The following is a 12,387-nucleotide window of genomic DNA, read 5'->3' as shown; positions in this document are numbered from 1 at the left end:
AGGGAAGAATCAGGCGCCGGCGGCGATGATGCGGTGCACGGCGTCGGTGTAGCGCTGCAGCTGCTCCAGCGTCACGAACTCGTCGGCGGTGTGGGCCTGGGCGATGTCGCCCGGGCCGAACACCAGCGTGGTGTAGCCACCGGCCGAGAACAGCGAGGCCTCGGTCCAGAAGTCCACCGCGTTGCCGATCGGCAGGTCCAGCGCATCGGCCACGTCGCGCGCCAGCAGGCGGCGGTTCTCGGCTTCGGCGATGTCACCGGCCGGCAGGCTGGGGCCACGGAAGGTTTCGGTGAACAGTGCCGCCTGCGGCTCGGCGAAGCCGGCAAAGGTCGCCAGCAACGCATCGATATCCATCGACGGCAGCGGACGGAAACCGAAGCGCACTTCGGCAGCGGGCGCGATCATGTTGGCCTTGATGCCACCTTCGACGCGACCGATGTTGAAGCGCAGTCCGGTCAGCCCGCCGAAGCGCGCCGACGCCAGCGATTCCACGTGATCCAGCGCGCGGTTGCCCCAGCGCATGGCCTGATGCAGCGCGCTGGCGGCTGCATCCTGCTTGCCCGAGGCATGCCCCGCGCGGCCAGCGAACTGCATCAGCACCGAGCTGATGCCACGGTGCGCCAGCACCGCCTCGCTCATGGTCGGCTCGGCCACCAGCACCGCTTCATACGGCAGGCCACGGGCCAGGAACGCAGCGATGCAGCGCGGATCGTTGGCTTCTTCATCGCTGGAGAACAGGAAGGCTGCATCACCGTCGCTGGCATTGGCTGCGGCCACCAGTGCGGCGGCCGCGCCCTTGATGTCACACACGCCCAGACCGACCACGCGGTCGTCCAGGCGGCGCATCACGTGCGGGTCGGCACTCCAGTGCGGCGAATCCGGCACGGTATCCAGGTGTACGTTGAACAGGTACTTCGGCGTCCCGCGCACGGCGTACAGGCTGACCGCACCGGCGCCGTGGTCGATCACCTCGACGTTGAAGCCGGGCAGGTTCGCGCGCAGGTAATCGAAGATGCCACCGGTGGTGATCGCACGCGGCGGGTTGCGGGTGTCGAAGGACACCAGCGCCTGCAGGTGATCGAGCGTCTGTTCAAGCATGAATCAACAATCCTGTGGAATTCCGCCGGGCATGGCCCGGCGCTACCGGAATGCGTCTGGTGGAGAGCCCCCTTCTTGTTGAAGGGGGCGCGCCAACGGCGCAGGGTTGAGGTGGAATGCGTGGTCAACCGCTCAGCGGTTGACTTGCGCGTAAAGCGTCGAGCTCATGCCGAACAGCTTGATGAAGCCCTCGGCCTCTTCCACGCCCCAGTCGGCCGACTGCGCGTAGGTGGCACCCTTGGTGTTGAGCAGGTGCGGCGACTTCACCGCCACTGCATCGACGCGGCCACCACGGGTCTCCAGCACCACTTCACCGTTGACCTTGGCCTGCGAGGACTTCAGGAACGCTTCGATGTCGGTCTTCAGCGGGTCGTGGTAGAAGCCTTCGTACACCAGCTCCACCCACTTGCGCGCCACATCCGGCTTGAAGCGGTTCTGCTGCTTGGTCAGCACCGCATCTTCCAGCGCGCGGTGTGCGGCCAGCAGCGAAACCAGGCCCGGGGCCTCGAACACGATGCGGCCCTTCAGGCCGATCACGGTATCGCCGGTGTAGACGCCGCGGCCAACGCCGTACGGGGCGAACAGCTTGTTCAGCTGGGCCAGGATCTGGTCGCCCGGCAGCGCCTTGCCGTTCAGTTCAACCGCTTCGCCTTCGACGAACTTCAGGGTGACCGTCAGCGTCTGCTCCGGCCACTCGCTGCGCGGTGCGCACCAGCCACGGGCGCCCTCGCCCGGGGCTTCCCAGCGGTCGATCTCGCCGCCGGACATGGTCAGGCCCAGCAGGTTCTCGTTGATGGTGTAGGCCTGCTGCTTGGCGCGCACGCCGAAGCCGCGCTCTTCCAGGTACTTCTGCTCGTAGGCGCGGGTCTGGGTGTGTTCCTTCTGGATCTCGCGGATCGGCGCGATGATCTGGTAGTCGCCCAGTGCCTTCACGGCCAGGTCGAAGCGGACCTGGTCGTTGCCCATGCCGGTGCAGCCGTGGGCGATGATGTGGGTGCCCAGTTCGGCGGCACGCTTCAGCGCCGCATCGACGATCAGGTAACGGTCCGACACCAGCAGCGGGTACTGGCCCTGGTAGCCTTCACCGGCCCACACGAACGGCTTGACGAAGCCTTCCCAGATGGCCGGGCCACCGTTGACGGTAACGTGGCTGGTCACGCCCAGCTCGGCGGCGCGCTTTTCGATGAAATCGCGCTCTTCATCATCCACGCCGCCGGTGTCGGCGAACACGGTGTGCACGTTGTAGCCACGCTCCTGCAGGTACGGCACGCAGAAGCTGGTATCCAGGCCGCCGGAGAAGGCGAGAACGACGTCTTTGTTGCTCATGGGGAGGGTATGTCCTGGTAGCGCCGGGCCGTGCCCGGCGGAAATGATTGAATCGGAAAAAATCAGCGCCCGGCAACCGCGGCCATGATCGCCTTCTGCACGTGCAGGCGGTTCTCGGCTTCGTTGATGGCGATGCATTGCGGCGAATCCATCACGCCGTCGGTGGCCTTCACGTTGCGGCGCAGCGGCAGGCAGTGGCTGAACACACCGTTGTTGGTCAGCGCCATCTTCCGCTCGTCCACGATGAAGTGCTTGAACTGGTCGCGGATCGGCTTTTCCGGCTCCCAGTTGCCGAAGAACGGCAGCGCCCCCCAGCTCTTGGCGTAGACCACGTCGGCGCCGGCGTAGGCGCTGTCGATGTCATGGCTGATCTTCAGCGAACCGCCGCTCTCGGCCACGTTCTGCTCGGCCCAGCCCATGTAGCGGTCGTCGAGGATGTAGTCGGCGGTCGGGCACAGCAGGGTCACGTCCATCCCCATGCGGGTGGCGATGGTCAGCGCCGAGTTGGCCACGGCGGTGTTCAGCGGCTTGGGGTGGTAGGTCCAGGTCAGCACGTACTTCTTGCCACGCAGGTCCTGGGTGCCGAAGTGCTCCTGCAGGGCCATCACGTGGGCCAGTTCCTGGCACGGGTGGGTGATGGTCTCCATGTTGATGACCGGCACCGGCGAGTACTTGGCGAAGCTGTTGAGGACGATGTCCTGGCGGTCGTAGGCCCAGTCGATGAACTTGGGGAACGCGCGCACGGCGATGATGTCGCAGTAACGGCCCAGCACCTTGGCCACTTCAGCGATGTGCTCTTCGGTATCGCCGTCCATCACCGTGCCGAGGTTGAACTCGATCGGCCACGCATCCTTGCCCGGCTGCAGCACCACCGCGTGGGCGCCGAGCTGGAACGCGCCCAGTTCGAAGCTGGTGCGGGTGCGCATGGACGGATTGAAGAACACCAGCGCGATCGACTTGCCCTTGAGCTGGTCGCCGAGCTTGTTGCGCTTGAACAGCGCGGCCTGGGTCAGCAGCGCGTCAAGTTCGCTGCGGCTCCAGTCCTGGGTGTTCAGGAAGTGCTTGGGGGACATCATCTTTCCTTGCGTGGCGGCGCCGGGTTCGACGCGGTGGAAGGGAAAACAGGAAGCAAAGGTGGAACGAAAAGGTTGCAGTTGCAGCTTTCAGAACGCAGAAACGAAAAAACCCAGCCGGGCGGCTGGGTTTTTTTCGGACGAACAGCAAAAAGCTCCGGTTACCCAGCGAGGATGTGGGGTTCCGGTCGACGCGCACGCGAGGTCATGCCCGACGCCTGTCGGGCTGCGCTGCTGTCGTGCTGGAAGTCGGTGAGCTTCATGGTCAACCATCTTTGCATGCGGCCGGGGCCGACGCAAGGGGCCGGGGTCGCAGAATCAGGGATTGCCCGTGGCGCCCTGCTCGGGGCCGACCCAAGGGGTGATAGACACCCGGATCTTGAGCCGGTTGCCGGGGTCTTCCGGCAGCCGTGAGCGGTACTTGGTGCCCTTGTAGACGTAATCCACGTCGTAGGCGATGGGCCTGCGGAATTCACGCCCCACCGGCACGATACGGCAGTCACGGGTCAGCATCGGGCCATTGTTGGCCGGTGCCGGCGCCGGGGCGGGTGACTCGGCGGCGGCGTCCTCGGAGACCTCTTCATCGCTGCGCTTGAACATCGAGCGCACCGAGTCCCAGAAGCGGCTGATCCGGCCCTTGTCCTCGACCGGCTCCTCGCCGGTGACATTGACCGGCGCCAGAGTCCGGGTCGAGACCGGCTCGCAGTGTTCTTCGGTGCGGGTCGCGCGCAGGGTCTGGAACACGGGCTCGACGTTCAGCACCTGCGCGTAGTCGAACTTCACGTTCTCCACGATCACCACCCGGTTGCGGGGCTCGGCCTCCTGCGCCTGGGCCACGGCGGCCAGCGCCGACAGGCAGGCCAGGGTCAGCAACGCGGTGGATTTCATTGGCGAAGGGAGCAAGGACACGGCAATAGTGTAGGCAGTGGCGAGCGCAAGGGGCTGAACATTACCCGTCCACGCTGCTCCTGCCCACCCCACCTTGGACGGACCCGGCGTCCACCGGTGGCAGGCGGTGCCCCCAAAGGGGGCCGACACGTTCTAAAATCACAGGCTTGTCCCCCAGCCACAGCCCCATGACCCTGCGCCTGCACAACAACCTGACTCGCCAGCTCGAACCGTTCATCCCGCTCGACCCGGCCTGTCCGACCCTGTATGTGTGCGGCCCCACGGTCTACAACTACGTGCACATCGGCAACGCCCGTGGCCCGGTGGTGTTCGGCGTGCTGGCCGACCTGCTGCGGCGCCGTTTCGGTGGCCTGCGCTACGCGCGCAACATCACCGACGTGGACGACAAGATCAACACCGCCGCGCGCGAGCAGGAGGTGCCGATCAGCACCATCACCGACAGGTTCGCTGCCGCCTACCGTGAAGACATGGCCGCCCTGGGCGTGGTGCCGCCGGACATCGAACCGGAAGTGACGGCGCACATGCCGCAGATCGTCACCATGATCGAGCAGCTGATCGCCAACGGCCATGCCTATGCCGCCGAGGGCCATGTGCTGTTCGCGGTGGCCAGCTTCGACGGCTACGGCAAGCTCTCGCGCCGCGACCCGGAAGAGATGCTGGCCGGCGCCCGTGTCGATGTCGCCCCCTACAAGCGCGATCCCGGCGATTTCGTGCTGTGGAAGCCGTCCAGCGACGACCTGCCCGGCTGGGAATCGCCGTGGGGCCGTGGCCGCCCGGGCTGGCACATCGAATGCTCGGCGATGGCCGCCGCCCATCTGGGCGAGACCATCGACATCCATGCCGGCGGCGTCGACCTGCAGTTCCCGCACCACGAGAACGAGATCGCGCAGAGCGAATGCGCCCACGGCGGCAGGATCTTCGCCCGTTTCTGGCTGCACAACGGCATGCTCAACTTCGGCGGCGCCAAGATGAGCAAGTCGCTGGGCAACATCGAGCGCGTGCACGACCTGGTGCGCCAGCATCCGCCGGAAGCGCTGCGCCTGGCGCTGCTGTCGGCCCACTACCGGCAGCCGCTGGACTGGTCCGATGGCCTGATCGAGCAGTCGGTGCGCACCTTGGATCGCCTGTACGGCACCCTGCGCGAACTGGCGTCGGTCGACGCGGTCGTGGCGATCCCGGCCACGGTCGAGGCGACCCTGGATGACGACCTGAACACCCCGCAGGCGCTGGCCGAAGTGGCCCGCATCGCTGCCGATGCACGCCGGGCCACCGACCCGGCCGAACAGGCGCGCCTGAAGGGCGAGCTGCTCGGTGCCGGCCTGGCGCTGGGCCTGCTGCAGGCCGACCCGGCGCAGTGGTTCGGTACCGCCGCTGGCGATGACGGCGACGACGCCCGTATCCAGAGCCTGATCGACGAGCGTGCCGCTGCCAAGAAGGCCCGCGACTTCGCCCGTTCCGACGCCATCCGCGACCAGCTGGCCGCCGAAGGCATCGTGTTGGAAGACACCCCGCAGGGCGTGCGCTGGTCGCGCAAGCGCGGCTGACCTGCCCTGCCCCGTGGCCGGTACGCCGGCCACGCCCCACCGTAGAGACTGTTGTGACCGACTCCCCGTTCCCGCTTGAACCCACCGCCGCCGAGGCCCAGACCGCCATCGCCGAGGAATTCGGCTTCTTCGGCGACTGGTCCGAGCGCTATCAGTACCTGATCGACCTCGGCCGCAAGCTGCCGGCCTTCCCGGAAGAATGGAAGACCGAAGAGCATCGCCTGCTCGGCTGCCAGTCGATGGTCTGGATCGTGCCGGAAGGCAATGCGCAGTCGCTGCGCTTCCATGCCATCAGTGATTCGGCCATCGTCTCCGGCCTGATCTTCCTGGCCCTGCGCGTGTACTCCGGGCGCTCGGCGCAGGAGATCCTGGCCACCGAACCGAGCTATATCCAGGACATCGGCCTGGCCCGCCACCTGTCTCCGACCCGCAGCAATGGTGTGGCAGCGATGCTGGCCTTCATCCGCGAGACCGCGCAGGCCCAGCTGCAGCGCGATCCGTCGTGAGCGAGCCTGCCACAGCCGAGGACACCGCGCTGGGCCTGCTGTCCCGACCCGGCTTCGCCAAGCTGCTGGCCTACCGCATCTTCGCGATGCTGTCCTACCAGGTGGTGGCAGTCACCGTCGGCTGGCACATCTACGAAGTCACCCGCAATCCGTTCTCGCTGGGCCTGATCGGCCTGGCCGAGGTGCTGCCGTTCTTCTGCGTGGCGCCATTCGCCGGCTACCTGGTCGACCATCTGCCGCGGCGCCGGTTGGGCATGGCGGCCTGTTCCGGGCTGATCGCCACCGCGCTGGTACTGACCAGCGTGGCCAAGGGCTGGCTGCCGTTTGAAGGCGTGTGGCCCATCTATGCAGCCATTGCCCTGACCGGCATGGTCCGCGCCTTCCTGTCGCCGATCTACAACGCGCTGTTCGCCCGCGTGCTGGCCCGCGATCAGTTCGCGCGCGGCGCAGGCCTCGGCGCGGTGGTGTTCCAGGCCGGCATGGTGGCTGGTCCGGCTCTGGGTGGCGTGCTGGTCGGCTTCGGCGGCAAGGGCCTCTCCTACGCGGTGGCTACGGCCTTTGCGCTGGTGGCGATGGCCTGCCTGGCTACATTGAAGGTGGAAGAACCGGTGCACACCGGTCCCGCCGCGCCGATCTTCAAGAGCATCGCCGAAGGCGCGCGCTTCGTGGTCGGCAACCGGATCATGGTCGGGGCGATGGCGCTGGACATGTTCTCGGTCCTGCTCGGCGGCGTGGTGGCGATGCTGCCGGCGTTCCTGCACGAAATCCTGCACCACGGCCCGGAAGGCCTGGGCATCCTGCGCGCGATGCCGGCGCTCGGTTCGGTGTGCGTGGGCCTGTGGCTGGCCCGCCACCCGCTGCACCGCAATGCCGGCCGCGTACTGCTGTTCGCGGTGGCCGGTTTCGGCCTGTGCGTGATCGGCTTCGGCCTGTCGCAGCACTTCTGGCTGTCGGCGCTGATCCTGCTGTTCTACGGGGCCTTCGATGGCGTCTCGGTGGTGATCCGATCGACCATCCTGCAGTTGGCCACGCCGGAAGAGATGCGCGGACGGGTGTCTTCGATCAACGGCATCTTCATCAGTTCGTCCAACGAGCTGGGCGCGTTCTATGCCGGCACGATGGCCAAGCTGCTCGGCCTGGTGCCGGCCGTGGTGCTGGGTGGGTTCGCGGTGCTGAGCGTGGCCGGGATCACCGCGTGGAAGAACCCGACATTGCGGAAATTGAATTTGCGTGATCTGCAGTAGCGTCGGCTCGTCGTTTCCGTGACAGCCGCTTTACGTGCGCCGACGCATTGGTAGCGCCGGGCCATGCCCGGCGGCCCTTTTCCGCGACCGCGGCGGGGTGTCACTTTCTTTTCGCGAAAAGAAAGTAACCAAAGAAACGCTCCGCCATCCGCGAGCCGCCGCTGCGCGCCGGTGCCCTGTGCTCCTCGGTGAATCAGGGGACGGCGCCGAACTCGCTGCGCTCAAACAGCGGCGCCTCTTCGCCCCTGATTCCCCTGCGGTGCTCGGCTCGCGACAAGGCGGACTCAAGTCAAGAGCCGCAGCCGCGCACGCAGGCTTCGGTAGCGCCGGGCCATGCCCGGCGAGCGAAGTGGCGGTCTTTGCTCTCATCCTCCCTCCAAGCCCGCGCCTTCGGCCCGAGCCGAGCATGGGCTCGGCTCTACATCGGCCGCGCACGCAGGAAACCGTCGAGAGCCTGCGGGTGGGTCCGGGCGGGACCGTCCGCGGCATGGATGCCGCGGCCGAGCTTACAGGGATGTACTTGCAGCGTGTCCTGCCCGGCCCCACCCGCAGGCTCCACCCGATACCCGGAAGGCGCTGCTCTACACAGCCAACTCGAACCCAACAAAAAACCCGGCCGAGGCCGGGTTTTTCGCATGACCATACAACGAGCAGGAATCAGTCGCCCTGCTGCTTCTGCAGGTGCTCCCAACGCTCCTGGGCGTCGATGGTGCGTTCGGCGGTCAGGCGCGCTTCCAGGCGCTCCAGGCCGATTTCTTCACCGGTGTCGACGCAGTAACCGTAGTCGCCCGCTTCCAGGCGCTTCAGGGTGCTGTCGATCTTGCCGATCAGCTTGCGGTAGCGGTCGCGGGTACGCAGTTCCAGCGAGTTCTCGGTCTCGCGGGTCGCGCGCTCGGCTTCGTCGCCGATGTCACGCACTTCCTCACGAAGATTCTCGATGGTCTGCTTGGACTCTTCCACCAGGTCCGCGCGCCAGTTCTGCAGACGCTGACGGAAGTACTCCTGCTGCAGCGGGCTCATGTATTCCTCTTCCGAGGACGGCTTGTAGCCAGTCGGCAGGATCGGGCGGCCAGTGGCCTCGTCGGTCTTGTACTCGACCACCTTGTACTTGCTGCGCGGGGCCGGTGCAGCCGAGCGGGCGGCGACGGCCACGGCAACCTTGCCGACAGGGCGCGACACGGTCTTCGGGGCGGAATCGGATTTCACGGCGGTTTTGGCAGGCGATTTCGAAACGGGCACGGGATTCTTGGATTGCGGGGCCTTCGAAGCGGCAGGAGCGGCGGCCGGGGCCGGCTTGGAAGCCGGTTGGGCTGCTGCCACTGCCACGGTCTTGACCGGGACAGGCTTGGCCGGAGCCGGCTTGGCAGCAGGCTTCGGTGCGGACTTCACTACTGGGGCCGGGGCCGGCTTCACGGCCGGCACGGCAACATTCTTGGCAACCTTCTTTACAGCGGCAGGCGTGGCAACCGGTTTAGCCGCAGCGACCTTCTTGGCCGCGGGCTTGGCGACCGGCTTGGCTGCAGCCTTCTTCACCACCGCCTTCGGCGCCGGCTTGGCTGCGGCCTTCTTCGCCACCGGCTTGGCGGCGGCCTTCTTCACCGGCGCGGCCTTGCTGGCGGCCTTCTTCATCACCGGCGCCTTCTTGCTGGCAGCGGCAGGCTTGGCCTTGGCGGGCGCAGCAGCCTTCTTCGCCACCGGCTTGGTTGCCTTGACCGGCGTTTTCTTTGCGGTGGCCTTCCTGGCCGCCGGTTGCGAGGACGCTGCCTTGGTCGCCGGCTTGCTGGCCGGTTTCTTGGCAACGGGCTTTGCCGCCAACTTCTTCACAACAGGCTTGGCGGTTTTCTTGGCGGCCGTTGCGGCCTTCTTTGCAGTTTTTTTAGCAGCCACGAAACGCTCTTCCTTGGATTCCCCGGGGCCCGGGAAAGCGGGCCTTTATAGCCTACCCGACCCGCAGCAGCAACCTCGACCCCCTGCTCCATTCAGTCCTGGAGTCAAGGCGCCCTTGGAGGCAGTCCGACGAACACGGACCGCCTTGCGCGGTACGGAACCTGGCCAGCACCCGAAGGTGCTGGTACCGGTCGCAGGCCATCGGCGACATGCGACCAACGGCCCATCCTGCACAAATGCGGCCTTCATGCCAACTGGCATAAGATGACTGGGTGATCTCGCGCCTGCTCATTGCCCTGCTGCGCTTCTACAAGCGCTTCATCAGCCCCCTGCTGGGGCCACGCTGCCGTTTCGTGCCGAGCTGTTCTGAATACGCGATGGACGCCATCTCGCGGCACGGCCCGCTGCGCGGCAGCTGGCTGGCTGCGCGCCGGCTGGGCCGCTGCCACCCGTTCCACCCCGGCGGCTTCGACCCGGTGCCCGAATCCAACCACGCCCCCTCTTGCCGTTGCACAGGAAAACACTGACATGTCCTCCACCCTCATCACCAACGCCCGGATGGTCAACGAAGGCCGCACCTTCGACGGCGACCTGCGCATCGAGAACGGCCGCATCGCGCAGATCGGCAATGGGCTGGCGCCGCGCGACGGCGAGCAGGTGGTGGACGCGGCCGGACGCTGGCTGCTGCCTGGCATGATCGATGACCAGGTGCACTTCCGCGAACCGGGCCTGACCCACAAGGGCGACATCGCCAGCGAATCGGCGGCGGCCGTGGCCGGTGGCCTGACCAGCTTCATGGACATGCCCAACACCAACCCGCCGACGCTGGATTCGACCATCCTGGAAGCCAAGTACGAACTCGCGCGCGGCCGCGCCTGGGCCAACTACGGCTTCTACCACGGCGCCAGCAATGACAACCTCGAAGCGATCCGTGCGCTGGACCCGAAGAAGGCCCCGGGCGTGAAGGTGTTCATGGGCGCCTCTACCGGCAACATGCTGGTGGACAACCCGGAAACGCTGGATGCGATCTTCCGCGAATGCCCGACCCCGATCATCACGCACTGCGAAGACACGCCGATGATCGATGCCAACCTGAAGGCCTTCCAGGAAAAGTACGGCGACGCGCTGACCCCGGACATGCATCCGGATATCCGTTCGCGCGAGGCCTGCATCAAGTCGACCCGGCTGGCGATGTCGCTGGCGCGCAAGCACGGCACCCGCCTGCATGTACTGCACATCTCCACCGCCGACGAACTGGCGCTGTTCGAGAAGGGCCCGCTGATCCGCGCCGATGGCAGCCGCAAGCAGATCACCGCTGAAACCTGCGTGCACTTCCTGCACTTCGCGCGCCCGGATTACGCGACCAAGGGCAACCTGATCAAGTGCAACCCGGCGATCAAGGAAGTGTCCGACCGCGAGGCGATCACCGCTGCGCTGGCCGACGACGTGCTGGACGTGCTGGCCACCGACCATGCGCCGCACACCTGGGAAGAGAAGCAGAAGCCCTACGCGCAGGCGCCGTCGGGCCTACCGCTGGTGCAGTACGCACTGGTGGCCGCGCTGGAGCGCGTGCACGAAGGCAAGCTGACCCGCGAGCAGGTGGTGCAGAAATTCGCACACGCACCGGCACAGCTGTTCGACGTGGAAGAACGCGGCTTCCTGCGCGAAGGCTACTTCGCCGACCTGGTGCTGGTGGAAGACGTGCCATTCACCGTCAAGCGCGAGGACGTGCTGTCCAAGTGCGGCTGGTCGCCGTTCGAAGGCACCACCTTCCGTTCGCGCGTGGCCTCGACCTGGGTCAACGGCCAATTGGTGTGGGACGGCAGCAAACTGGTGGGTGAACCGGCCGGCCAGCGCATGACCTACGACCGCTGATGCGCAAGGTATTTCTGTTCGGGGCGCTGCTGCTGGCCGCGCCCCTGTTCACCGCACCGGCGGCGCAGGCGCAGGATGGCATCGGCAGCCTGATCGACAGTCGCGTGGTGTTTCCGGCCAGCGCGTCGCAGGGCGCGCTGGTGATCGGCAAGGTGCCCGCCGGCAGCCGCGTGCAGTACGCCGGCCGCCAACTGCGGGTGAGCGGCTATGGCAGTGTGGTGTTCGGCATCGGTCGCGACGAGAAGGGCCCGTTGCGCGTGCAGGTACAGCGCCCCGATGGTGGCAGCGAGACGGCGACCATTGCGGTGACGCCGCGCGACTGGCCCACCGAGCGGGTCAACGGCGTGCCGCCGAAAACGGTGAACCCGTCGCCGGCGATTGCCGAGCGGATCAAGCGCGAACAGGCGCAGGTGACCGCGGCACGTGCCCGCGATGACGACCGCACTGATTTCACCCAGACCTTCATCTGGCCGGTGCAGGGCCGCATCAGTGGCCGCTTCGGCAATGCGCGTGTCTACAACGGTCAACCTGGTGCCGGTCATTCCGGCATGGACATCGCGGTGCCGACCGGCACCCCGGTGAAGGCACCGGCCGCCGGCATCGTCACCTTCGCCGGCCCGGACCTGTACCTGACCGGTGGCACGCTGCTGCTCGACCACGGCTTCGGGGTCAGCTCCAACTTCCTGCACCTGTCGCGCATCGACGTGAAGGTCGGCGACCGGGTGAAACAGGGCCAGGTGATCGCCGCGGTCGGCGCCACCGGTCGCGCCACCGGCCCGCACCTGCACTGGGGCATGAACTGGTTCGATACCCGCATCGACCCGTTGCTGGTGCTGGAACATAAATAACGCGCGCAACGCGCTGTGGTAGGTGCCGACCTTGGTCGGCACAACCTCATGGAGCGTGCGGACCAAGGTCCGCACCC

At 66.7% G+C, this 12,387-nt stretch carries 11 protein-coding genes; 6 read left to right on the top strand and 5 right to left on the bottom strand.

The genetic code is table 11. From position 1 onward, the window contains the following. Positions 1-9 precede the first annotated feature (9 nt). From RI032_RS15800 to RI032_RS15785, 4 genes are all read right to left on the bottom strand, one after another. Positions 10-1,098, bottom strand: coding sequence for an acetylornithine deacetylase (locus tag RI032_RS15800; RefSeq protein ID WP_010486641.1), 1,089 nt, complete (start codon positions 1,096-1,098; stop codon positions 10-12). A gap of 132 nt (positions 1,099-1,230) precedes the next feature. Then, the gene (locus RI032_RS15795) at positions 1,231-2,424 is read right to left on the bottom strand and encodes an argininosuccinate synthase (RefSeq protein ID WP_322547291.1); all 1,194 of its coding nucleotides are present in this window, start codon (positions 2,422-2,424) and stop codon (positions 1,231-1,233) included. Positions 2,425-2,486: 62 nt separating this feature from the next. Further along, positions 2,487-3,497, bottom strand: coding sequence for an N-acetylornithine carbamoyltransferase (locus tag RI032_RS15790; RefSeq protein WP_054172186.1), 1,011 nt, complete (start codon positions 3,495-3,497; stop codon positions 2,487-2,489). 318 nt (positions 3,498-3,815) lie between these two features. After that, the gene (locus RI032_RS15785; RefSeq protein WP_019336652.1) at positions 3,816-4,385 is read right to left on the bottom strand and encodes a glycine zipper 2TM domain-containing protein; all 570 of its coding nucleotides are present in this window, start codon (positions 4,383-4,385) and stop codon (positions 3,816-3,818) included. Between the two features lie 188 nt (positions 4,386-4,573). Between RI032_RS15785 and cysS the strand changes: the two genes are divergently transcribed. The 3 genes from cysS to RI032_RS15770 are packed head-to-tail and all read left to right on the top strand — an operon-like array spanning position 4,574 to position 7,700. Beyond that, positions 4,574-5,950 (top strand): cysteine--tRNA ligase, encoded by a 1,377-nt coding sequence (gene cysS, locus RI032_RS15780; RefSeq protein ID WP_322547290.1) that lies wholly within the window; start codon positions 4,574-4,576, stop codon positions 5,948-5,950. A gap of 53 nt (positions 5,951-6,003) precedes the next feature. Further along, complete coding sequence (locus tag RI032_RS15775) at positions 6,004-6,456, top strand: SufE family protein (protein WP_010486631.1); 453 nt, start codon at positions 6,004-6,006, stop codon at positions 6,454-6,456. Then, entirely contained in the window at positions 6,453-7,700 is a 1,248-nt protein-coding gene (locus RI032_RS15770) for an MFS transporter (RefSeq protein WP_049482302.1), read from the top strand. Before RI032_RS15775 ends, RI032_RS15770 begins: the two co-directional genes overlap by 4 nt. 657 nt (positions 7,701-8,357) lie before the next feature. Here RI032_RS15770 and dksA read toward each other — a convergent pair. After that, on the bottom strand, positions 8,358-9,587 hold the full coding sequence (dksA, locus tag RI032_RS15765; RefSeq protein ID WP_029380091.1) for an RNA polymerase-binding protein DksA: 1,230 nt from the start codon (positions 9,585-9,587) through the stop codon (positions 8,358-8,360). Positions 9,588-9,859: 272 nt separating this feature from the next. On the opposite strand from dksA, the gene yidD reads away from it, so the two are divergent. From yidD to RI032_RS15750, 3 genes are read left to right on the top strand one after another with little or no spacing between them, the layout of a single operon-like run. Then, complete coding sequence (gene yidD / locus RI032_RS15760; protein WP_134958656.1) at positions 9,860-10,114, top strand: membrane protein insertion efficiency factor YidD; 255 nt, start codon at positions 9,860-9,862, stop codon at positions 10,112-10,114. 1 nt (position 10,115) lies between these two features. After that, positions 10,116-11,462, top strand: coding sequence for a dihydroorotase (locus tag RI032_RS15755; RefSeq protein ID WP_005417725.1), 1,347 nt, complete (start codon positions 10,116-10,118; stop codon positions 11,460-11,462). Further along, the gene (locus tag RI032_RS15750; RefSeq protein WP_322547289.1) at positions 11,462-12,310 is read left to right on the top strand and encodes a M23 family metallopeptidase; all 849 of its coding nucleotides are present in this window, start codon (positions 11,462-11,464) and stop codon (positions 12,308-12,310) included. The genes RI032_RS15755 and RI032_RS15750 overlap by 1 nt, the downstream gene beginning before the upstream one ends. Positions 12,311-12,387: the final 77 nt, after the last annotated feature.

It is taken from the genome of Stenotrophomonas geniculata (genome assembly GCF_034508895.1).
Taxonomy (GTDB): Bacteria; Pseudomonadota; Gammaproteobacteria; order Xanthomonadales; family Xanthomonadaceae; genus Stenotrophomonas; species Stenotrophomonas geniculata.
The sequence above is the reverse complement of the archived record's forward strand: the minus strand, read 5'-3'. Positions and strand labels throughout refer to the sequence as shown.

What these genes read in the sequence shown, in the direction of transcription:
- RI032_RS15800 (WP_010486641.1), bottom strand. Translation starts at nt 1,098, where the DNA reads ATGCTTGAACAGACGCTCGATCACCTGCAGGCGCTGGTGTCCTTCGAC.
- RI032_RS15795 (WP_322547291.1), bottom strand. Translation starts at nt 2,424, where the DNA reads ATGAGCAACAAAGACGTCGTTCTCGCCTTCTCCGGCGGCCTGGATACC.
- RI032_RS15790 (WP_054172186.1), bottom strand. Translation starts at nt 3,497, where the DNA reads ATGTCCCCCAAGCACTTCCTGAACACCCAGGACTGGAGCCGCAGCGAA.
- RI032_RS15785 (WP_019336652.1), bottom strand. Translation starts at nt 4,385, where the DNA reads ATGAAATCCACCGCGTTGCTGACCCTGGCCTGCCTGTCGGCGCTGGCC.
- cysS (WP_322547290.1), top strand. Translation starts at nt 4,574, where the DNA reads ATGACCCTGCGCCTGCACAACAACCTGACTCGCCAGCTCGAACCGTTC.
- RI032_RS15755 (WP_005417725.1), top strand. Translation starts at nt 10,116, where the DNA reads ATGTCCTCCACCCTCATCACCAACGCCCGGATGGTCAACGAAGGCCGC.
- RI032_RS15750 (WP_322547289.1), top strand. Translation starts at nt 11,462, where the DNA reads ATGCGCAAGGTATTTCTGTTCGGGGCGCTGCTGCTGGCCGCGCCCCTG.